The 20,007-nt window shown below is 64.4% G+C and carries 20 protein-coding genes; 9 read left to right on the forward strand and 11 right to left on the reverse strand.

The window, feature by feature from the left end; genetic code table 11:
- Together VSX60_RS16685 and VSX60_RS16690 are read left to right on the forward strand one after the other, a co-directional pair.
- A partial coding sequence (locus VSX60_RS16685; RefSeq protein ID WP_327625390.1) for a putative sulfate exporter family transporter occupies nucleotides 1–383 on the forward strand: 383 nt, incomplete at its 5' end.
- An 839-nt stretch (nucleotides 384–1,222) separates the two neighbouring features.
- Nucleotides 1,223–1,600 carry a hypothetical protein gene (locus VSX60_RS16690; protein ID WP_327625391.1) on the forward strand — a complete coding sequence of 126 codons (378 nt, stop codon included), beginning with the start codon at nucleotides 1,223–1,225 and terminating at the stop codon, nucleotides 1,598–1,600.
- 29 nt (nucleotides 1,601–1,629) lie between these two features.
- Here VSX60_RS16690 and VSX60_RS16695 read toward each other — a convergent pair whose 3' ends face one another.
- The 4 genes from VSX60_RS16695 to hisS all read right to left on the reverse strand — a co-directional run bounded on the left by VSX60_RS16695 (nucleotide 1,630) and on the right by hisS (nucleotide 6,583).
- Entirely contained in the window at nucleotides 1,630–2,946 is a 1,317-nt protein-coding gene (locus tag VSX60_RS16695) for an NAD(P)H-dependent oxidoreductase (RefSeq protein ID WP_327625392.1), read from the reverse strand.
- A gap of 109 nt (nucleotides 2,947–3,055) precedes the next feature.
- On the reverse strand, nucleotides 3,056–3,748 hold the full coding sequence (hisG, locus tag VSX60_RS16700; RefSeq protein WP_327625393.1) for an ATP phosphoribosyltransferase: 693 nt from the start codon (nucleotides 3,746–3,748) through the stop codon (nucleotides 3,056–3,058).
- Nucleotides 3,745–4,887: an ATP phosphoribosyltransferase regulatory subunit gene (locus tag VSX60_RS16705; protein ID WP_327625394.1), complete on the reverse strand. Its 1,143-nt coding sequence runs from the start codon at nucleotides 4,885–4,887 to the stop codon at nucleotides 3,745–3,747. Before VSX60_RS16705 ends, hisG begins: the two co-directional genes overlap by 4 nt.
- 4 nt (nucleotides 4,888–4,891) lie before the next feature.
- Nucleotides 4,892–6,583, reverse strand: a complete 1,692-nt coding sequence (hisS, locus tag VSX60_RS16710; protein WP_327625395.1) for a histidine--tRNA ligase — start codon at nucleotides 6,581–6,583, stop codon at nucleotides 4,892–4,894.
- A gap of 269 nt (nucleotides 6,584–6,852) precedes the next feature.
- Between hisS and VSX60_RS16715 the strand changes: the two genes are divergently transcribed.
- Nucleotides 6,853–7,227, forward strand: coding sequence for a hypothetical protein (locus tag VSX60_RS16715; protein ID WP_327625396.1), 375 nt, complete (start codon nucleotides 6,853–6,855; stop codon nucleotides 7,225–7,227).
- A gap of 10 nt (nucleotides 7,228–7,237) precedes the next feature.
- Here VSX60_RS16715 and VSX60_RS16720 read toward each other — a convergent pair whose 3' ends face one another.
- Complete coding sequence (locus VSX60_RS16720; RefSeq protein ID WP_327625397.1) at nucleotides 7,238–8,203, reverse strand: IS1595 family transposase; 966 nt, start codon at nucleotides 8,201–8,203, stop codon at nucleotides 7,238–7,240.
- Nucleotides 8,204–8,308: 105 nt separating this feature from the next.
- On the opposite strand from VSX60_RS16720, the gene VSX60_RS16725 reads away from it, so the two are divergent.
- The 4 genes from VSX60_RS16725 (at nucleotide 8,309) to VSX60_RS16740 (ending at nucleotide 11,154) form a co-directional block, all read left to right on the forward strand.
- The gene (locus VSX60_RS16725; RefSeq protein WP_327625398.1) at nucleotides 8,309–8,533 is read left to right on the forward strand and encodes a DUF6471 domain-containing protein; all 225 of its coding nucleotides are present in this window, start codon (nucleotides 8,309–8,311) and stop codon (nucleotides 8,531–8,533) included.
- A gap of 62 nt (nucleotides 8,534–8,595) precedes the next feature.
- Nucleotides 8,596–9,468 carry a hypothetical protein gene (locus tag VSX60_RS16730; protein WP_327625399.1) on the forward strand — a complete coding sequence of 291 codons (873 nt, stop codon included), beginning with the start codon at nucleotides 8,596–8,598 and terminating at the stop codon, nucleotides 9,466–9,468.
- A 571-nt stretch (nucleotides 9,469–10,039) separates the two neighbouring features.
- Nucleotides 10,040–10,786, forward strand: coding sequence for a hypothetical protein (locus VSX60_RS16735; RefSeq protein ID WP_327625400.1), 747 nt, complete (start codon nucleotides 10,040–10,042; stop codon nucleotides 10,784–10,786).
- On the forward strand, nucleotides 10,783–11,154 hold the full coding sequence (locus VSX60_RS16740; RefSeq protein WP_327625401.1) for a DUF2019 domain-containing protein: 372 nt from the start codon (nucleotides 10,783–10,785) through the stop codon (nucleotides 11,152–11,154). Before VSX60_RS16735 ends, VSX60_RS16740 begins: the two co-directional genes overlap by 4 nt.
- 5 nt (nucleotides 11,155–11,159) lie before the next feature.
- Here the strand turns inward: VSX60_RS16740 and VSX60_RS16745 are convergent, their stop codons facing one another.
- A complete protein-coding gene (locus VSX60_RS16745) occupies nucleotides 11,160–11,837 on the reverse strand; it encodes a DNA-3-methyladenine glycosylase I (protein ID WP_327625431.1) in 678 nt (225 codons plus the stop codon).
- A gap of 212 nt (nucleotides 11,838–12,049) precedes the next feature.
- On the opposite strand from VSX60_RS16745, the gene VSX60_RS16750 reads away from it, so the two are divergent.
- Both VSX60_RS16750 and VSX60_RS16755 read left to right on the forward strand, forming a co-directional pair.
- Nucleotides 12,050–12,868: a L,D-transpeptidase gene (locus VSX60_RS16750; RefSeq protein ID WP_327625402.1), complete on the forward strand. Its 819-nt coding sequence runs from the start codon at nucleotides 12,050–12,052 to the stop codon at nucleotides 12,866–12,868.
- A gap of 125 nt (nucleotides 12,869–12,993) precedes the next feature.
- On the forward strand, nucleotides 12,994–13,716 hold the full coding sequence (locus tag VSX60_RS16755; RefSeq protein WP_327625403.1) for a L,D-transpeptidase: 723 nt from the start codon (nucleotides 12,994–12,996) through the stop codon (nucleotides 13,714–13,716).
- A gap of 78 nt (nucleotides 13,717–13,794) precedes the next feature.
- Here the strand turns inward: VSX60_RS16755 and glcF are convergent, their stop codons facing one another.
- The 5 genes from glcF to VSX60_RS16780 all read right to left on the reverse strand — a co-directional run bounded on the left by glcF (nucleotide 13,795) and on the right by VSX60_RS16780 (nucleotide 19,841).
- On the reverse strand, nucleotides 13,795–15,138 hold the full coding sequence (glcF, locus tag VSX60_RS16760; protein ID WP_327625405.1) for a glycolate oxidase subunit GlcF: 1,344 nt from the start codon (nucleotides 15,136–15,138) through the stop codon (nucleotides 13,795–13,797).
- A gap of 2 nt (nucleotides 15,139–15,140) precedes the next feature.
- Nucleotides 15,141–16,376 (reverse strand): glycolate oxidase subunit GlcE, encoded by a 1,236-nt coding sequence (glcE, locus tag VSX60_RS16765; protein ID WP_327625406.1) that lies wholly within the window; start codon nucleotides 16,374–16,376, stop codon nucleotides 15,141–15,143.
- Entirely contained in the window at nucleotides 16,373–16,963 is a 591-nt protein-coding gene (locus VSX60_RS16770) for a Uma2 family endonuclease (RefSeq protein WP_327625407.1), read from the reverse strand. The genes glcE and VSX60_RS16770 overlap by 4 nt, the downstream gene beginning before the upstream one ends.
- 2 nt (nucleotides 16,964–16,965) lie before the next feature.
- On the reverse strand, nucleotides 16,966–18,459 hold the full coding sequence (locus tag VSX60_RS16775) for an FAD-linked oxidase C-terminal domain-containing protein (protein ID WP_327625408.1): 1,494 nt from the start codon (nucleotides 18,457–18,459) through the stop codon (nucleotides 16,966–16,968).
- An 83-nt stretch (nucleotides 18,460–18,542) separates the two neighbouring features.
- Complete coding sequence (locus tag VSX60_RS16780; RefSeq protein ID WP_327625409.1) at nucleotides 18,543–19,841, reverse strand: DUF3422 family protein; 1,299 nt, start codon at nucleotides 19,839–19,841, stop codon at nucleotides 18,543–18,545.
- Nucleotides 19,842–20,007 lie beyond the last annotated feature (166 nt).

Genomic DNA, 20,007 nt, shown 5'->3' on the forward strand with positions numbered 1-20,007 from the left:
ACGCGGCCGGCGAGACCGCCACTTTGGTCAAGCTCATCCGCGTCACCATGCTGGCGCCGGTGGTGCTGGTGTTCACGCTGGTGTTCCGCGCCACCCACAAGAGCGAGGCTGAGGCCGGCAAGCGGCCGCCGCTGATCCCCGGCTTCGTGCTCGGCTTTCTGGCGCTGGCCGCGCTCAACTCCTTCGGCCTGATCCCCAGGCAGGCGGCCGACATTACCGCCGACGTCTCCGGCTGGGCGCTCTTGTTCGGCATCGCCGCCGTCGGCATGAAGACCGCGCTGAAGAGCATCCTCGCCGTCGGCCGCGAGGCCGTCCTCCTCGTCGTCGCCGAGACCGTCTTCCTCGCCGCCTTCATCCTCATCGGCATCAAGTATCTCGGCTGAGCGGACGCCGTGTGCTGAACGGTCGTCACCGACATTTTAAGCCCGATTTATCCCCGCGCCGCCGCGCTCGCTTAGCCTGAACCCGTCACGAGACGGGGAACGGCGCGGATGGAGCAAGGAAACGCATACAGGATCGGCCCGGATTCTCTGGGAGAGCTGCGCCGCGGCTTCGCGGCCTTGCGCCTCCATCTGGCGGCCGCGCGCTTCGCGCTCCGGATCGAGACCCGCTACGATCCGAACCAGCCGCGCGTTCCGGCCGGCAATCCCGACGGCGGTCAGTGGACCCGCATCGGCGAACGCGTCGCGCAGGCGCGCGGGCCGAGAGGTACATCTCCCATTCGCGTCGGGGGACGACTACTCCACGCGACTCCGGCGCAACAGATGCGCCTCGCAGTCACAAACCGAGACCGTTTAGATGCGCTACGCCGACTACGCGGGGTCGATCCAAATTGGCGACCAACGCCGCAGCTCTATGAGACAATCGAAGGGGCGATCGCGGCAAACCATGCCATCGCGCGCGAGGCACGTGAACGATATTTGCTTTTGCGAGGGCAAGGCATTGGGTTTGGGCAATATTACAGAGAATCCAGCCCCGCACGGAATTCCAGTAGGAGTTTCACGCGGACGGAACGGGAGGAGATCAACGATCTTGGGAGGAAGTACGGCTGTCATACCTGCGGGACGAAAGACCCTGGAACCTTGTCAGGTAATTTTTTCATTGATCATCAACTCCCGACAGCTTGGAATCCCGTCGGCCGCCCACAGCGATTAGCGCCACAATGCAAGACCTGTAGCGCGCGACAGGGTGGGTGGCTCAGAAATAACAAGAGGGATCGATAATGACGGATTCCATTCAACTCGCTCCTCCAAACTCCCTCTTTTTTCTGTCGGACATAGAGGATGACGGAGCAGGACCGGAATTCGTCGCGGATCGCCTGATCCTGTCGACCCCATCCTGCATCTCGATCGGATGTCTCGCCTTTGTCGACGGCAAGACGACGTTGACGCTGGCGCCATCGACGGAACTCGATCTGAAGCTGCCGCCAGCGTTCACCGGCTTCCTGAAAACACCCAATCGTGGTGTGCGTATCTCGACGGTCGAGCATCCGTCGCTGCTGAGACTGACAACGGGCACACTGTCGAGCAAAGTCCGAATCTGGGTCAATCGGCCCATCGAACCGGACCGCATTATCATCGGGGTTGGAGCGGCCTCCTGAGAAATGCTCCCCCGCGTGACCCGGCCGCCTTACGTACTCTCCGGCACGAACGCCTGCTCCATTTCGCGGCGCAGGTCATAGGCCCTGGAGCCGGTGGGCGCCTCGATGTCGGCGTAGGTCACCGGCGAGCCCGCATCGACCGGCCGGGTCAGCGTCACGCGATGGGCGAGGCCGATCGGCAGCGCGCCGTTAGCGAAGCTCCGGGCCGCCGGTATAGCCTTGCCGTAGACCGTGTAGCCGCCTTCCCCGTCGAGAACCTCGCCCGCGCGAAGGTCTCGCTTGGCGATCGCCACCGCGTCGCCGCGCCAGGTTTCCGACACGCCGGTCGCCTCGCCGCGCAGCGCCGCGTTGAGCACCGAGATCGACAGCTCCAGTCCGATCAGGTGGAAAGGCTTGTACATCGCGGCGTAGCGGCCGGTGGCGTCGGTCGGCAGCCCATATTGCTTGAAACAGGCGGCGGCGTAGTCATTCGGCGCTTTCAGGACGACATAGACGCCCCAGCGCAGATCCCGATAGACCGGCCGGCCGTCCCGCTCCAGCGAGGAGACGACCTCGACCATTCCGTCGCGGTCGAGTTGCCCGCCAACGTCCCGGGGGCGAAGGATGTGGGCGAGATCGTCGACGCCGCAGGGCGGAAATGTCAGCCCGTCATCAGGCACCGACAGATCGCAGGCATTGGCGATGGCGGCCATCTCGATCGCCGACTTGGTGCCGTCGAGAAAGGAGTTGAACATCTGTGGGTTCATGCCGGCCGCGGCCGCCTCCTCCGGCGACAGACCATAGTGGGTCCAGACGTCGTCGGGCGTCACCTGGTGATAGGCTGGCAGATATTTCGTACCCTTGCCCGCCGCCGCGATGGTGAAGCCGGCCGAGCGCCCCCAGTCGACCATCTCGGCGACCAGCGCCGGTTGGTCGCCATAGGCCATCGAATAGACCACACCGGCCTCGCGGGCGCGCCGGGCCAGAAGCGGACCGCAGAGAACGTCCGTCTCGACATTGACCATGACCAGATGCTTGCCCGCGGCGATACATGCCAGCGCATGGGTAACGCCGGCCTCCGGCATCCCCGTCGCTTCGATCACCACCTCGACCCCCTCGGCCGAACAGGCATCGACGCCGGAATCGACGAACCGCGTTTCGCCGATCCGCGCCTCGTCCCAGCCGACATTCCGGCAGGTCTGACGCGCCCTGTCGGTGTCGAGGTCGGCGATGACCGCGACCTCGAGGCCCGGAATTGTCGGCACCTGCGACAGGAACATCGAGCCGAACTTGCCGGCGCCGATCAGCGCGACCGTAACCGGCCGGCCATCCTCACGGCGGCGGCGAAGCAAATGTTGCAGATTCAAGCGGTCGGCTCCTCTCCTCCCGGCGCGTCTCGACCTCCATCGAACGAAGCGCCTGTCTTCCCCGACCGGACGGTACGCGGAGCTTACGTTTCAGGCAACGGGGCGCGGTCTAGCGGAATCGCGCCGCCAGTTCCGCCGCCAGCGCCGCGTCCTCGGAATCCCGTTCCACGCTATTCGAGCGCACCAGACAGGCTTCCGACTTTAGGATCACCCCATCGGTGAGGATCTTCAGATGGTTGGCGGTCAGCGTCGATCCGGTCGAGGTGATGTCGACGATGATGTCGGCCGAACCTGCCGCCGGCGCACCTTCGGTAGCACCCAGGCTCTCGACGATCCGATAGCTCTGGATGCCATGCAGGCGGGTGAAGAAGCTCTGTGTCAGCCGCCAGTATTTGGTGGCGATCCGCAAGCGCCGCCCATGCCGGGCGCGGTAGGAGCCGGCGACGTCGCTCAGATCCTCCATCGTCTCGACATCGACCCAGGCATCGGGGACGGCGACGACGACGTCGGCATGGCCGAAGCCGAGCCGCGCGACGATCTCGACGGCACTGTCGGGCTCGGCAATCGTCTCGCGGACCAGATCCTCGCCGGTGATGCCGAAATCGATCGCCCCGTCGCGCAGCTCGCGCGCGATCTCCGAGGCCGACAGAAGCAGCACCTCAAGCCCCGGCGCGCCGCTGACCACGGTGCGGTAACTGCGGGCGTTTTCGGCCGTCGCGACGCCGATGCCGGCCGTGCCGAGCGCCGCGATCGCCTTTTCGTTTAACCGCCCCTTGGACGGGATCGCCAGCGATACGGTCATGATTGGCCTCCCGCCTGGCCGGTCGCGGCGCCGATGCGGTCGAGCCAGAGCGCGAAGCCGACGGCCGGGATCGGCGCCGGCGCGCCCAGCATCGTCAGCAGACGATCGTAGCGCCCGCCGCCGGCCAGTGTCTCATCGGAGCCCTTTTGCCGCGCCTCGAAAACCAGCCCGGTATAATAGTCGATCGGCCGGCCAAAGGCGGCGCGATAGCGCACCGACGCCAGATCGACGCCGGCGGCGCGCAGCGCCAGATTGCGGGTCTCGAAGAACACAGCCGCGCGGCCGAGATCGAGATCGGCCGATTCCGCCACACCGCGAAGCCGGTCGCCGGCCTCCCCGAGCGGGCAGTCGATCGCAAGGAACTGCCGCAAAAGGTTCAGCGGCGCGTCGTCGAGCCGCGCCTCGGCGACGGCAAGCTTTTCGATCAGCCGCACCGCGACCTCGCCGGGCGAGCGGCCGGCATGGGGCGGCAGGCCGGCCTCCTCCATCCGCGTGCGGATCGTGCGTGTCAGCGCCCCCTCCTCGCGGCGGCGGGCGAGATCGGCAAGCTCCGGATTGAGCCGCTCCAGCGTGCCGGCACCGCCGGTTGCCAGCGCGTTGAGCGCCGCGTCGAGCAGCCCGTCATGGCCGAAAGTGCGCACCAGCCGGCGCTGCCAACCCTCGGGCAGGCCGAGCGCCTTCAAGAACGCCTCGAACAGACCCTGATCGCCGAGCACGATGTCGAGGTCGGCCGGATCGACGCCGCAGGCGGCAAGCCCCGCCAGCGCATCGGCCAGCGCCCTTGCGTCGGCGGTGGCGCGGTTGGCCTCGCCGAGATCCTCGATGCCGGCCTGGAAGAACTCGCCCGGCCCGCTCGGCCGCTGGCGGAAGACGAGGCCGCAATAGGAATAGCGGCGCGGCAACGCCTCGCCGGCGCCGACATGGCCGAGGCAGACGGGAATGGTGAAGTCGGGGCGCAGGCACAGATGCTCGCCGGCCTCGCCGCGGGTGAGGAAGATGCGGCGGCGCAGCGCCTCGCCGGCGGTGTCGAGATAGGGGTCGGCCGGCTGGATGATCGGCGCATGGACGCGGCGCGCCCCGCGTGCCTCGAACAGGGCGCCGAGCGCGGTCTGGAACGGAGCGGGCGCGGTGTCGCTCACTGGCTCAGGCTCCGGAAGCGCCGGACGCGCGACCTTCGGCGTGGCGCGCGAGAATGCGGCGGACGGCCTCGATCATCTCACCTTCGTCGACCATCTCCTGGCCGGCGCGGGCCTCGCGCCATTCGGCGTTGTCCTCGATGGTTTCGGCGATGCGCTTGCCTTCGATCAGATCCTTGATCTGAACCTTTCCGGCCGCCTTTTCGTCGCCGCCCTGGATGATCACGACGGGCGCGTTGCGGCGGTCGGCATATTGCAGCTGCTTGCCGAACTGTTTGGGGTTGCCCTGGAAGACCTCGACCGGCACCGGCGGCTTCGACGGATCGTCGTTGAGCGCGTCGCGCAGCTTCGTCGCCATGGCCTGATAGTCGGCCATGCGGTCGCGGTCCATCACCGTGACGACCACCGGGCCGGGGCGTTCCGACACGTCGAGACGGCCGAGATTCTTCAGCGCCGTCTGCAGCCGCGAGACGCCGATGGAAAAGCCGGTCGCCGGCACCGGCTGGCTCATGAAGCGCGAGACGAGACCGTCATAGCGCCCGCCGCCGCCGACCGAGCCGAACTGGACCTTCTGGCCCTTGTCATTGACGACGTCGAACAGGAGCTCAGCCTCGAACACCGGGCCGGTGTAGTATTCGAGCCCGCGGACGACGGATGGGTCGATGCGGATGCGGCGGCTTCCATAACCAGCCTTTTTAAGCATAGACGCGATAGATTGAAGCTCCTCTATGCCCGACATACCAGTATGAGAGTGGCCGACGATGTCCTCCACGCTGCCGGCAGCACTGATGTTGTCGTAATACCGGCCAGGTTTGTCGGCCGACGTCCATTCATCAGCGAATTTGTCGGCAGAAAGTGCTGCGATCGCCTCCTGCGTCTGATCCTCGAATGTCTTTCCATCAAGCGCGCCGTCGGCGGTGGATGACCAAGCTCCTTCCAAAGTCAGCAACGTCAGAAGAGGTTTGACTTGGCTATCCGCGAGTCCGGCCCCCGGCGTGAAATCGCCCTCGCCTTCCCTGCCGCCATCCCACCGCCCCGTCCCGAGCAGTAGCCGCACGCCCTCGACACCGAACTTGTCGAGCTTGTCGATCGCCCGGAGCACCGTGAGCCGGCGGCCGGCGTTCTCCTCGCCGCCGAGGCCGATGGCTTCGAGCACGCCATCCAGCACCTTGCGGTTGTTCACCCGGATCACATACTGGCCGCGCGGAATCCCCAGCGCCTCCATCGTGTCGGCCATCATCATCGCCATTTCGGCGTCGGCCGAGACGTTCGGCGCGCCGACGATGTCGGCGTCGAACTGCATGAACTGGCGGAAGCGCCCCGGCCCCGGCTTTTCGTTGCGGAAGACAAGCCCCGCCCGGTAGCTGCGATAGGGTTTCGGCAGGGTCTCGTAATTTTCCGCGACATGGCGGGCGAGCGGCGCGGTGAGGTCGTAGCGCAGGCTCATCCACTGCTCGTCGTCGTCCTGCAGCGAGAACACGCCGGCATTCGGCCGGTCGGCATCGGGCAGGAATTTGCCGAGGGCGTCGGTGTATTCGAATAGCGGGGTCTCGACCGGCTCGAAACCGTAGGTCTCGTAGACCCGCCGGATGGTGGCGAGCATGTCGGCCTCGGCGCGCAGATCGTCGGCGGTCCGATCGACAAAGCCGCGCGGCACCCGCGCCTGCACCCTCGTCGGTTTCTTCTTCTTTTCAGCCATGATGACGCAGCGATCCGGATGGGTTCGATGGGCGCGTGGGGCGCCGACAGTTGCGGGCGTTCCCGTAACCCGTGCTGCAAATTTCGGCAAGGCGACGGGTTTGGGTGGGGGCGCCATCGGGCATGGCTGGGTGACATCGGATGGCTGGACGTCGCCGAGATCGGCGCCTTCTCGCCCCTTGTGGGAGAGAAAGCCTTTTCGCGGCCTTATGTATCAAAAGCACCAACTCTGAAATAGCACAAAAGCCTTGAATCCCATAGCCTAGAGGCATGGGAGAACCACACGTTATATCGGCATTGGTAGCCAAACGAGCCGAACTGGACGGGCAAAGCATTGCCTTTGATAAGCAGAAAGCCAAAATCCGTGCCGACATTCGCCACATCGACAATGCGCTGGCCATATTCGGCTACAGAGACCCGCCAAGAGCAATCAAGCCGAAACAGCACAAGACCTACAGGTTCAAGCGGCGCGAACTGTCTATGCTGATACGTGAGTATGAGGGCGGTACCAATCGGGACGTTGCCTTGAGGATCATCCAGCGCAAGGATTGGGATGCCGAGGACCGAGAGCTTGTCGCAAAGATTTCCGATAGCGTGAAAAGCGCGAAGCAGTATCAGGCGCGGATGGCAAGGTGCCGCCCGTAGGGTGGTTGGCTTAGGCCGCCGCCCGCTGCCAATACCCCTTCCAAACCCGGCTGACACCATGCGCCATCACCTTTCCGAGAACGTCGGCGGCGTTTTCGCCGTTTGAGTTGCGGCGGTTGTCTTCCAACCATGCAGCGTGGTTTGCGTACTGGTGCAGGTACTGCGGCGAAACGTGGTGGTGCTGGCCGGTCACCATGCGGCGAAGGCGCGAGAAATAGCTCTCCACCCAATTGGTGTGCTTGCCGTGGTCGCTGTAGCACTCGGAATGATTGACCCGTTCGGTTTCCCATCCGGCGTGCAACATATCCCAATGGCTCGCCTCGTCGGCGTGCATGATGGCCAGCCGGTCAACGTGACGTTTTGCCAGTGCAACGCCTTCGGCTTCTGACATGGTCACGAAAGGACGGGTGCGGCCAAGGCGCTCACGGAAGGCCACCACAACGCGGCGCTTGCCGGTCTGGTGTTCCGCAAGGCGGCGATCAACGCGGTTTTCCTTGCGGTTCTCAGGGCGGATTTTGCCCCCGAAATATGCGCCATCAACTTCAACTTCACCGTCCAGCGGCGCATTGTCCTGAACTTCCAGCGCCAGAGCTTCACGCAGCTTGTGAGCCAGCACCCATGCGGTCTTGTATTGCACGTCCAGATCGCGGGAAAGCTGGAGGGCCGACAGGCCCTTCACGGCATTGACGAACAGGCAAACCGCGCCAAGCAGATCGACAAAGCCAAGCTTGCGGCTGGCAAAGATCGTGCCAGAGGTCACGCTGAATTGCGAACCGCAAGCGGCGCACTTGAACTTGCGGCGGGTGTTGATTTCGTAATGGTCAAGGCAACCGCACTTCGGGCAAACCGGAGCGCCGTCCGTTGCGGCCCAGCGCAGCTTTTTGAAGACCTGATAAGCCTTGTCCTCACCACCCTTGTAGATTTCCTTGAGGGAGAGTGTGCGGGCTTGAGCCGAGAGAAGAAAGTGTTGTGCCATTGTCATCGTTTCCAGTGCTTATACACTAGATATGATGATTGTGTGTCATCTTGTCAAGGGTTTTAGCATCATATATGATGACAATATCACTATGGAGAATGACAAATGGTAGAGCGGACAGACTGGGAAGCGAAAGCACGCGGTATCTTACGCGCAGAAATGGCAAGGCAGAACGTCAGCTATTTACAATTGGTTGAAAGGCTGGAATCCATTGGTGTCACTGAGGATGAACGCAATCTGAGGAACAAGGTTAGCCGTGGGAAATTCACAGCCGCCTTTATGCTGCAATGTCTAAGCGCTCTTGGTTCGCGGGACTTGCGCTTGGGCTGATATTTCTAGCCTGGCTAGGATACTTCGCTTGGAATGGTTGGAGGGGATATCAAGTCTATCAATTGGAACACGCTGACCAGCGCGACAAAGCCGCCGATTACCAAAATGAAGGTACAGATCAGTATATAAGGGCTTGTTCTGACCATCCCGATTTTTTTCTCAAGATTGCGTGTATTGTTCAAGCCGTAGACGCCAACCGCCAAGCACAAAGAGCCAAATATGATTTGGAGGCACAGCAGGACATGGCGGAATTCGCCTATGGAGGTCTGCTTGTTTCCGTGTTCGGTCTTTTTCTTTCCTTTGTTGGCGTTATTTTCATAGTCATCACACTGCGATCCGCACTCGAGGCGAACCAAATTGCCCGCGAAGAGCAGAGAGCTTGGATTGACTTCGAGTTCGCCGACGAATTGAAACTCCGACATATCCAAACGATCGTTTGGGCAAATTCCGATGGATCTACGTACGAAGAACCGTGGCCAGATCAGCCCGCCTCGATTGATTTCAAAGTTCTTGCCAGAAATATCGGAAAATCTGTAGCCGAAGACATATCTCTCAAGATTCTTGTTTTGAAGGGAGAATGGAACTACGATTACAGCCCTCTCGGCAAAGGACTGTATACAAGGCTCTTCGACAAATTCGCCGGGCAGGGATTTGCTTCGCATGTGTTCCCGGGGCAACCCCTTAGTCTCGCGTCTAGTATAGGCCTTGACCCTGAATCCATTTCTGAGCCGATAGGTGGACACCAGCTTCTCCCTAGGATCGCTGTTTACGCCACCTATCGAACGAGCGGCGACCCCACGATCAGAGAGACCGGCAAGATATTCTTCATGGATGTTGGCCGTGAGAATTTTGATATCACATTCAAATCCGGTGAGAACTACGATGGGCGGGCCGTTTCTCACTCCGCGAATGAAAGCGTCACCTACATTACTTGATGCTGCCCCAATGGGGAGAACAGCAAGGAGTGCTGCGGCCCACGCCGCGCGCGCTCTCACGCCGACGCCCCTACATCACCGCCTCCACCGGTCGGGCTTGGTGCTTTTGATACATAAGACCGGAAAAGTCGCCCAACACCCACCCATCCTTCACCCTCGACGATGAGGGCGCCGGCCTCTGAGCTTCGTCACCCCGGCTCATGGCGGGTATGACGACTGCTTTGAACGATTTCGCCAATCACCGAGGCGAAGGATGATGCTCGGCATATCGGCTCGGCGCCTTCCCTCCCACCCCCTTCGACGGGCTCAGGAGGGCAAGGAGGAGCCCTGGCCTGCAACGTTTCCGGCATCTTGAGGCCCCGAGCCGGGCAAAGAACCAGAACACAGGTCCCCGACATCCGCCTCTTCGCGCCGAACTTATCCCCGTCGTCCCACGGTCCCGTAGCATCGGGACGGTCGGTGGCGAGGGATGGGCATGGGAAGACAGGAGGCCAGGAAGGACAGTGCGGCGACGAGCCTGCCGCTCGCCAGCTTGCGAGCCCAGATCGCCGGACTGCGCGTCACCGTCGCAGTGCTGCGGCTGAAATCGCTGGCCTTCAAGGCCGGCTTCCGCCCCGGTCAGGAACGCCACCCGAAGGGCAGCGGACGCGTCTCCGGCCGTTGGCGGCGCGAAGCTACCCGCAAGCCTTTGGAAGTCGATATCCCCGGCCCCAGGAAGAAACCGGCGGCCGATGGATCGCCGAAGACGCCGCTGAAAAGCCCGCGACTGAAACTGCCGAAGCCCGGCATCGGCCACAATGGCGGCCCGCCGCTGGAGGACCCGCCGACGATTCCCAGGCAGGAACCGCCAACGCGGCGGCTCCGCCATATCGTGGTGAAGGCTGTGGTTCGCTTCGCCGCGCGCGCCTTGAGCCGCGGAGCAGCGGGTCCGATAGGGGTATTGCTGACGGCGATCGAGGTCGCACGGTGGATGCAAACCTACTATTCTTGGATCGAGGCCTATTTCGACGCGCCGAAAACCCTGACAGAACTCCAGCGAGGCGCGACTCGGGGTAAACGCGACGGGTATGATATCCACCATGTCGTTGAGGAGGATGCGGCCCTTAAGGATGGTTTCCCCGACTCGACCGTGAATGGAGCGGCCAACCTCGTTCGCATCTCGCGGCTTAAGCATTGGCAGATCAACAGCTGGTTTCAAAAGCCAAACCTCAATTATGGCGGGCTCACACCTCGACAGTTTCTAAAGGGGAAAAGCTGGGAGGAGCGGTTGAAGATCGGGCTCGACACGCTGAAGAAAGAAGGGATTCTCAAGCCGTGAGACCGATCAATCTGACGACCGCGAGCGTCGACGTTCTCGTCGCCTATTTTGCCGAGCTGGGAGTGGCGGAGGACGAGGCGGAGTTGCGAGCCGTCCAAACGACGATCAACCGGCTGGTGCGGCGGCGATTTGCCGTGGAGAACGAATTGAAGGCGCGCGCCGGCGATCAACGGCGCCAGCTCAGCCGCTATTTCAACCATCCGAATATTCAGGTGCAGCTGAACGCGGCGACCGCGACGCTCGCATTGTTTCCGGCGGAGGCGCGGCGCAAGATCGAGGAGATCGCGAGTTGGAAGGTCGGACCCTATGAGCTGGAGGCTGGCATGCGATTGGCCGCTTTGGACGACGGAACCTTCATCCCGCAGTAGCGATCCTACGTTCGCACCGGCCGCGCGAATGCCGCGCGCTCGGCCTCACAGGCCACACGCACGCAGCAGCCCTCGACATGGTCGTTGACGAAGCCCATCGACTGCATGAAGGCATAGACCGTGGTCGGGCCGACGAAGCTGAACCCGGCCTTCTTCAGAGCCTTGGACAGACGCGTCGAGGCCGGCGTTACCGGGTTGGCGGCAAGCCAGGCGCCGGTCAGGACCTCCGGCCGTTCGTCGGAACCGGGTTCATGCGCCCACAGGAAGGCGGCGAGCGAGCCGTGCTCGGCGCGGATGTCGCGCGCGCGGCGAGCGTTGTTGATCGCCGAGACGATCTTGCCGCGATGCCGGATGATGCGGGCATCGAGAACGAGGCGCTCGATGTCGGTCTCGGTCATCGCCGCGACCCGGTCGATGGAAAAGCCCTGGAAGACTTCGCGGAAGGCATCGCGCTTTCTGAGGATGGTCAGCCAGGAGAGCCCCGCCTGAAACCCTTCCAGGCAAAGCTTTTCGTAAAGCCGGTCGTCGTCGGCCGAGGGGCGGCCCCATTCGCGATCGTGATAGGCGCGATAGGCGGAGTCGCCGCCGTGCCAGGCGCAGCGCAAGAGGCCATCCTCGCCGCGGATCAGGCCGGCGGGAACGGGTGCGTCGAGGGCGGACGGCTGCGAAACGGTGGCGTTCATCGGGGCAGTCATCGCAGCCCTCATTGTGGGGGGCAAGTACGCTCTTGTGCGCTCCTGCCAACCTACGGCGATAAGGAAGCATTAACCCTACCGCGATCTTGCTGAGCGTCCGCATTCGATCCGTCCGCGAATTTACGGTTTTCTCGTTCTTTCCCGCCAGTCTGGGCATCAAGGGGCCTCGTGCCCCGCGACCGATCAACGGAACGAGTCCCATGAAGCGAACGAAAGCCTGCTTGATTCTCGCGGCCTTGGTGGGGGCGTTGGCGGCCCCTTCGGCCAGCCTGGCCCATGACAGCTATCACGATCTGGCCGCCGTGCCGCTGCCGCCGCATCTCAGCGCAGAGCGGGTGTTGCAGCTCACGCCAGGCAGCGGCGTCGTACCGGGCTATTATGGCGCCGCCGTGCGGCGGCCGGACGTCGCCCGCTCCGGCGTCATTCTTGCGACGACGCCGGTGCTGATCGAACAGCCGGTGCGGATACCTACCGTCTACGCCGCGCCGGGGGCGGTCGCCGCTCCGCAGGGCGTGGTTCTAGCGCACGCCCAAGGTCGACCCGTGGCGCCGCAGCGCGCGCTCGACCCCGTGTATTTGCCGCAGGACGTCGCCTATGGCGGCAAGGAGGCGCCCGGCACGATCATCATCGATACGAAATCGAAATTCCTCTATTATGTCGGCAAGAACGGCAAGGCCCGCCGCTATGGCGTCGGGGTCGGCAAGCAGGGCTTTAGCTGGCGCGGCACCGAAAAGATCAGCCGCAGGGCCGAATGGCCGAGTTGGACGCCGCCGAAGGAAATGATCACCCGCGAGCGCAAGAAGGGCCGCATCCTGCCGGCGCGCATGGAAGGCGGCGAGGCCAATCCGCTCGGCGCGCGGGCGCTCTACCTTGGCTCGACGCTCTACCGCATCCACGGCACCAACCAGCCCTGGACCATCGGCCAGGCCGTCTCCTCCGGCTGCATCCGCATGCGCAACCAGGACGTGGTCGAGCTCTACAGCAAGGTAAAGGTCGGCACCAAGGTGATCGTCCGCTGACCGGCCGGGCGGGGCGCAGGCACGAAGTCGTGATGCGGCCTTTCGGAAACAGCACTGAATAACATAACGTAGCGGCAAGATCTGCCTGGGACGCGGCATCCGCGCTGGAAGAGGGAACGCAAGCAATGAACAAATGGACGCAATGGGCGGCGGCCGGCCTGGGAGCGGCCTTGGCGCTGGTGCTGACCGTCGAGGCCGGCGCACAGGAAACCCGGCGCTACGATTACGCCACCAATTCCTGGGTGACGGCAAGCGCCGCCACGCCCCAGGGCCGGCGGCTTTCCCAGCGCCGCCCGGCGGCCAAGTTCGAGCGGACGCAAGTGCGCATCGACACCAAGGAAAAGCCCGGCACGGTGATCGTCGATTCGAGCAAGAAGTATCTGTATTTCGTCGAGGGCAATGGCATGGCGACCCGCTACGGTGTCGGCGTCGGCAAGGAAGGCTTCGGCTGGTCCGGCCGCATGAGCGTCGGCCGCAAGGCGGAATGGCCGGGCTGGACGCCGCCCGCCACGATGATCGCGCGTGAGCGCAAGAAGGGTCGCATCCTGCCTGCCTACATGAAGGGCGGCCCCGGCAACCCGCTTGGCGCGCGGGCGCTGTATCTTTATCGCGGCGGCCGCGATTCGCTGTTCCGCATCCATGGCACCAACCAGCCCTGGACCATCGGCCAGAACATGTCGTCGGGCTGCATCCGGATGATGAACGAAGACGTCGAGCACCTCTACAGCCGGGTGCCGAGCGGCTCGAAGGTGGTGGTCATCGGTCCTCGCGGCGAGGGATCGAAGGGCGTTTATGCCGAGCGCGGCGCGGTCAAGACCGACGTCCTGTCGGCGCTGTTCGGCGGCTGATCGCCGGACCCGATCCCGGCCGGAATATCTCGGCCCGCCGGCAACGGCGGGCCGTTTCGCGTTTGGCGACAACGTTTCTTATTCAGCGGCCTGCAGAGCTGGCTCGACGCGTGGCTCGACGCCGGCAAGGCTGGCCGGCTGCTCGCCGCCGAACGCCCAGTCGAGCAACTCGACCGTATGCAGGATCGGGATTGGCGTCGCCGAGCCGATCTGCGTCATGCAACCGATATTGCCGGTGGCGATCGCTTGCGGTGCGAGACTCTCGATGTTCTTCACCTTGCGGTCGCGCAACGTGGCGGCGATCTCCGGCTGCAGGATGTTGTAGGTGCCGGCCGAGCCACAGCACAGGTGCCCTTCCGGGACATCGCGAACCGTGAAGCCGGCTTGGGCGAGCAGCACCTTGGGCGCCTGGGTGATCTTCTGGCCATGCTGCATCGAGCAGGCCGAGTGGTAGGCGACGACGAGGTCGGTCGCGTTCACCGGCAGCGGCAATGCGAGGTCCGACAGAAATTCGGTGACGTCCTTGGCCAGCGCCGAGACCTTCGCGGCCTTTTCGGCATAGGCGGGGTCGAGCCGGAGCATGTGGCCGTAATCCTTGATCGTCGTGCCGCAACCGGACGCCGTGATCAGCACCGCGTCGAGCCCGTCTTCCTCCGCGGTGCGCGTCCAGACGTCGACATTGCGGCGGGCGAAGCCGAGCGCTTCGTCCTCCTGGCCCATGTGATGGACGAGCGCGCCGCAACAACCCTCCCCCTTCGGCACCACGACCTCGACGCCGAACCGGTTGAGCAGCCGCACCGTCGCCTCGTTGATCTTCGGGTCGAGCACCGACTGAGCGCAGCCGGTGAGCAGCGCGACGCGTTTTTGCCGTGGTCCCTCGGCGGTGTGGACGGCAGGATCGTTGATCGCCGCCTTCGCCGGTACGCTGGATGGCGCGAGCCGGAGCATCGCGGCGAAGGGTTTTAGCGGCTTGATCGCGGCAAAGAGCGGCGCAAGCGGGCGGCCGAGCCGCGCCATCGTCAGGCTGGCGCGGAAGCGCGCCGGATAGGGCAGCGTCATCGCCAGGACGCGGCGGATCATCCGGTCCATGAACGGCCGGCGATAGGTCTTGGCGATATGGACGCGGGCGTGATCGACGAGGTGCATGTAGTTCACATCGGCCGGGCAGGTGGTCATGCAGGCAAGGCAGGACAGGCACCGGTCGATATGGGTGACGGTCTTTGCGTCCGCCGGCCGGTCGTGCTCCAGCATCTCCTTGATCAGGTAGATGCGGCCGCGCGGGCTATCGAGCTCGTTGCCGAGCGTGACATAGGTCGGGCAGGTCGCGGTGCAGAAGCCGCAATGCACGCATTTGCGAATGATCTGTTCGGAATGCGCGACGTCGGGATTGTCGAGCTGGGCGGGTGTGAAGGTGGTTTGCATGGTTATCCCATCTTGCCCGGATTGAGCACGCCCATCGGGTCGAACTGCTCCTTCAGCCGGCGCGACAGCGCGGCGAGCGGACCGGGCTGCGGCTGGAACACCTCTGTCGCGGTCCTGACGCTGTCGGATGCGCGCACCAGCGTCGCGTGACCGCCACCAAAGCGGGCGATTGTCTCGCGCACCAGCGCCGCTGCGGGCTCGCCCTCCAAGCGCATCCAGACGAGACCGCCCTGCCAGTCGTAATAGGCGTCGATGCCAGTTTGCATCCGTAGGCTCATGACGATCTCATGGCCGCGCGTCGGCATGACCGACAGGCGCCAGACCGGCTTGGTCGTGCCGTCGACGAAGGGCCGCACGTCCCGGACGTCGCGCCAGACCGCGCGGGATGCCTCGGCCTCGAGCGTCTCCAACGGCGCCACCTTGGCAAGCGCCGCGCCGAGATAGGCGGCGCGCGCCTTGACCGAAGGGCCGAAGCCCTCGAGCCGGATCAGCGTCGCCGCGTCCTTGCCGAGCGCCCCGCCCGCGACGCGCCCCGCCACATAGGCCGGCAGATGCGCGGCCCCCGATGCCTCGGCGGAGGAGCCCATCGCCGCCGCCATCGCTCCGGCCGCCGCGTCGTCGTCGAGACCGCGCAGCACCAGCGTCGTCTCTGTCTCGGTTTTCGGCAGCACCTTGATCGTCACGTCGGTCAGCACCGCGAGCGTGCCGTAGGAGCCCGTCAGCCCCTTGGACAGATCGTAGCCGGTGACGTTCTTGACCACCCGGCCGCCGGACTTGAACATTTCGGCGCGACCGGAGACCGCGTGAACGCCAAGGATGTGGTCCCGCGCCGCGCCCTGTTTCAGGCGGCGGGGACCGGCAAGATTGCAGGCAATGACGCCGCCGATCGTCCCCTGCCCCGGCTCCAACCCGTGCAGCGGGCCGTAGTCCATCGGCTCGAATTCGAGGCGCTGGTTGTTGTCGTCGAGCAGGCGCTCGATCTCGGCCAGCGGCGTGCCGGCCCTGGCCGACAGCACCAGTTCCTCGGGCTCGTACAAGGTGACGCCGGTCATCCTGGCCAGCGACAGCGTGCGCGCCGCCTGCACGGGACGGCCGAGGCCGCGCTTGGAGCCGGTACCCTCGACGACGAGAGGCGCTTCGGCCGACACCGCCGCGGCGACGATGTCGCGGAGATCGCCGGGCGTTTCGGGGCGCAGAACCCGCTCGTCGGATTGGGAGGCGGATTTCATCTTGCTCATCGGATCGAGGTCCGGGCGTAGAGATCGCCAACGGCGCAGGAAAAGCCGAACTCGGGCAGTTCGATACGATCGTCGGGCGAGCGGAAGATGCGGCCGCGCCAGTCGTCGGACCGAGACCAGACTTCGACGGCCATGTCCGTCTGCGAGAGGATCAGGATGTGCAGACAGTCAGGATGGTCGGCATAGCGCAGGCGCTTCGTGTGGATGTATTCATGTGTATTGGAATCCGACAAGACTTCTGCCACCAAGTGAAAGCGCTCGGCGAAATAGGGGTTGGCGCCGATGTCGTCGATCACCGCTACGTCGGCCTGTGGGCGAAAATTGGGATGCCCCTCGACCGCCAGGCCAATTTCACGGATGGCGAAAAGCTTCGAGCCCTTCGCCTCAAGAGCATCGTTGAGCCGCCGCTCGAGGTTTTGCCCGATCACCTGATGCTTCAAACTCGGCGGATGCATCATCTGGATCGGCTCCCCATCGATCAACTCCCATCGTTCGTCATCCGAGCGTGCCTCGAGAAACTTGAGGAAGCGCGCCTCGTCCATCGGCGGGGCGTCCTTCAGCGACGGCAACATCTCGATCGCGCCCATGATCAGAACCTCGGCAGGTCGGGAAACGCGACCTGCCCCTTGTGAACATGCATGCGGCCGAGTTCGGCGCAGCGGTGAAGAACGGGAAACATCTTGCCTGGATTGAGCAGGTGCTTGTCGTCGAAGGCGCATTTGACCCGCTGCTGGTGCTTCAGATCGTCCTCGGAGAACATCTCCGGCATCAGATCGCGCTTTTCGACCCCGACCCCATGCTCACCGGTCAAGACGCCGCCGACTTCCACACAGAGCCGCAAGATGTCGTTGCCGAATTCCTCGGCCCGGTGCAGTTCGCCCTCCTTGTTGGCGTCGTAGAGGATTAGCGGATGGAGGTTACCGTCGCCGGCGTGGAAGACGTTGGCGACACGCAGATCGTATTTTTCCGACAGCGCCTTCATGCCGGCGAGCACCCTCGGCAGCTGCTTGCGGGGGATGGTGCCGTCCATGCAGTAATAATCCGGCGAAATCCGCCCGACCGCCGGGAAGGCCGCCTTGCGCCCGGCCCAGAAGGCCGTGCGTTCTTCTTCCGACTGCGAGACCTTGGCGGTGACCGCACCATTGGCCTTGGCGATCGCCTCGACCTCGACAAGCAGATGGTCGACCTCGGCGGCGGGACCGTCGAGCTCGACGATCAAGAGCGCCTCGACATCGCGCGGGTAGCCGGCATGGACGAAATCCTCGGCCGCATTGATGGCGAGGCGGTCCATCATCTCCATGCCGCCGGGGATGATGCCCTTGGCGATGATCGCGGCAACGCATTCGCCGGCCTGTTCGGATGTCGGGAAGCCCAGCAGTACCGCCCGCGCCGTCTCCGGGCTTTGCAGGATGCGCACGGTCACCTCGGTGACGACGCCGAGCAGGCCTTCGGAGCCGGTCATCAGGCCGAGCAGATCGTAGCCTTCAGCGTCGAGATGCTTGCCGCCGAGACGCATCACCTCGCCCTCGATGGTGACCAACTCCACCCCGATCACGTTGTTGGCCGTCAGCCCGTATTTCAGGCAGTGGACGCCGCCGGAGTTCTCCGCGACGTTGCCACCGATCGAACAGGCGATCTGCGAGGACGGATCGGGCGCGTAATAGAAGCCCTGGCCCTCCACGGCCTTGGTGATGCCGAGATTGGTCACGCCCGGCTGCACGACTGCGCAGCGATTGTCATAGTCGATCTCGAGGATACGGTTGAACTTCGACAGAACCAGCAGGACGCCGTCCTCGAGCGGCAGCGCGCCGCCGGAGAGCGACGTGCCGGAGCCGCGCGGCACCACCGGGATATCCTCGGCGTGACAATATTTCAGAACCCTGGCGACCTGCTCGACCGTCTCCGGCAGCACCACGACCAGCGGCATCTGGCGATAGGCGGTCAAGCCGTCGCTTTCGAAGACGCGCATCTCGTTCGCTGCATCGACGACGCCTTCGCCGGGCACGATCGCCCTGAGCGACGTAACGATCGCGGCGCGGCGATCGAGGATCGCCTGGCTCGGCTTCGGCATCATGACCGACATGGACGGAACTCCCTAAACTGCGGCCCGAAGGTAAGCCCGCGGCGGCGCCTCGTCCACCGCGGCAGCCTTCCTGTCCCTCGTTCTCAATGATCAGCGGCGGAACGGTTCATATGCCGCTTGCGGATGCGGCGCACGACGAGCCAGACGCCGAGCAGCGCGACCGGCACGAAGGCGGCGATCAACACCGGCTGGGCGATCGGGAAACCTTCGTATTCCAGACCCTTGGCAACATAAGCGAAGAGGCCGACCACGTAATAGCCGATCGCTGCGACCGACAGGCCCTCGACCGTCTGCTGCAGGCGCAGCTGCAGCTGCGCGCGGTTGTCCATCGAGCGCAGGAGATCGCGATTCTGGTGCTCCAGTTCGACGTCGATGCGGGTGCGCAGGAGGTTGGCCGCCCGCGCCAGCTTTTTCGACAGCGTTGCCTGGCGCTCCTCGATGGACCGGCAGGTGCGCATCGCCGGCGCCATGCGCCGTTTGAGAAACGCCGACCAGCTTTCCTGACCCGGGATCGGCTGTTCCACCAGGGCGTTGAGCCTTTCGCGGACGATTTCGTCATAGGCCCGGCTCGCCCCGAATCGGTAGAGAACCGAGGCTGACGACGCTTCGACCTCGGCCGCGGCGAGAGTGATCTCCTGAAGCAGCGAGCGGCTGTCCTCGCCGCCCTCCCGCATCTCCTCGGTAATGCCGGCGAGCCGCGCCTCCAGCTGCGTGACCACCGGGCCGATGGATTGCGCCAGCGGCAGGCCGAGCAGCGCTAAAGTGCGGTAGATCTCGATTTCGACCAGCCGCATGGCGAGCGCCCCGGCGCGTGCGGGCGGCAGGCCGTCGTCGAGCACCAGGATGCGGGTCAGTCCATCGCCGTCCTGACGAAAGTCGGTCGCGGCATGGGCCAGCCCGCCATCCATGATGGAATAGCAAAAGCTCGCCTTGTCGAAGCCGGTCAGCGAGGCCTCGCCGGCCTCGTCATGGGGCCGGATTTCCAGGCGGACGCCGGCGATGAAGGGACCGGGCGCGCGAAACTCGGCGCCGAAAGGATGCCCCTCGAACGGGTCGCCGAAGCGCGCGGGCGGCGGCCCTTCCCAGGAATAGGTCGAGAACTCGGTGTGACGCTCCCAACGCAGCCGGCCCTTGCCGAAGTCGAAGGAGTGAGTTCGGGCACCGGAGGCGGGCGGCGCCACGCCTCGGCGCGTCGACATTTCGGAAAGGATCGCGATGTCGCGTTCGCCTTGATCTTCCATCATGAAAGCCAGAACGATCAGCGCGCCGGGTGTGGCGATCAGCGGGAACGGGCGCGCGTGGAGTTCGCCGAGCACCGCCGCGCGGCGCGGATCAGGCGCGAACGTCTCGAAGGCGCTTTGCTTGAATGTCGTCTTGGCCATCGTCCCTTGCGCCTTTCGTCTCGCGAGCGTGCTAGCCGAAACGAGAGATGAACGGAAGCCGCCGGGCGCGGGAAGATATTGCGGCGCGGGCGAAACGAGCCCAAAAGGAGCGGAATGGGCGCCCCGGCGCCGGGAGCTTGGCAGGCGGCATATGTGCCGCGGGAAA

Origin of the sequence: Aurantimonas sp. A3-2-R12 (assembly GCF_036016755.1) — a bacterium.
Taxonomy (GTDB): domain Bacteria; phylum Pseudomonadota; class Alphaproteobacteria; order Rhizobiales; family Rhizobiaceae; genus Aurantimonas; species Aurantimonas coralicida_A.

Bases quoted from the DNA above. Each gene is read 5' to 3' on its own strand.
- glcF (WP_327625405.1), bottom strand. From the start codon at position 15,138: ATGCAAACCACCTTCACACCCGCCCAGCTCGACAATCCCGACGTCGCG.
- VSX60_RS16750 (WP_327625402.1), top strand. From the start codon at position 12,050: ATGAAGCGAACGAAAGCCTGCTTGATTCTCGCGGCCTTGGTGGGGGCG.
- VSX60_RS16690 (WP_327625391.1), top strand. From the start codon at position 1,223: ATGACGGATTCCATTCAACTCGCTCCTCCAAACTCCCTCTTTTTTCTG.
- VSX60_RS16715 (WP_327625396.1), top strand. From the start codon at position 6,853: ATGGGAGAACCACACGTTATATCGGCATTGGTAGCCAAACGAGCCGAA.
- hisS (WP_327625395.1), bottom strand. From the start codon at position 6,583: ATGGCTGAAAAGAAGAAGAAACCGACGAGGGTGCAGGCGCGGGTGCCG.
- VSX60_RS16720 (WP_327625397.1), bottom strand. From the start codon at position 8,203: ATGGCACAACACTTTCTTCTCTCGGCTCAAGCCCGCACACTCTCCCTC.
- VSX60_RS16780 (WP_327625409.1), bottom strand. From the start codon at position 19,841: ATGGCCAAGACGACATTCAAGCAAAGCGCCTTCGAGACGTTCGCGCCT.
- VSX60_RS16725 (WP_327625398.1), top strand. From the start codon at position 8,309: ATGGTAGAGCGGACAGACTGGGAAGCGAAAGCACGCGGTATCTTACGC.
- glcE (WP_327625406.1), bottom strand. From the start codon at position 16,376: ATGAGCAAGATGAAATCCGCCTCCCAATCCGACGAGCGGGTTCTGCGC.
- VSX60_RS16745 (WP_327625431.1), bottom strand. From the start codon at position 11,837: ATGAACGCCACCGTTTCGCAGCCGTCCGCCCTCGACGCACCCGTTCCC.
- VSX60_RS16770 (WP_327625407.1), bottom strand. From the start codon at position 16,963: ATGGGCGCGATCGAGATGTTGCCGTCGCTGAAGGACGCCCCGCCGATG.
- VSX60_RS16755 (WP_327625403.1), top strand. From the start codon at position 12,994: ATGAACAAATGGACGCAATGGGCGGCGGCCGGCCTGGGAGCGGCCTTG.
- VSX60_RS16775 (WP_327625408.1), bottom strand. From the start codon at position 18,459: ATGTCGGTCATGATGCCGAAGCCGAGCCAGGCGATCCTCGATCGCCGC.
- hisG (WP_327625393.1), bottom strand. From the start codon at position 3,748: ATGACCGTATCGCTGGCGATCCCGTCCAAGGGGCGGTTAAACGAAAAG.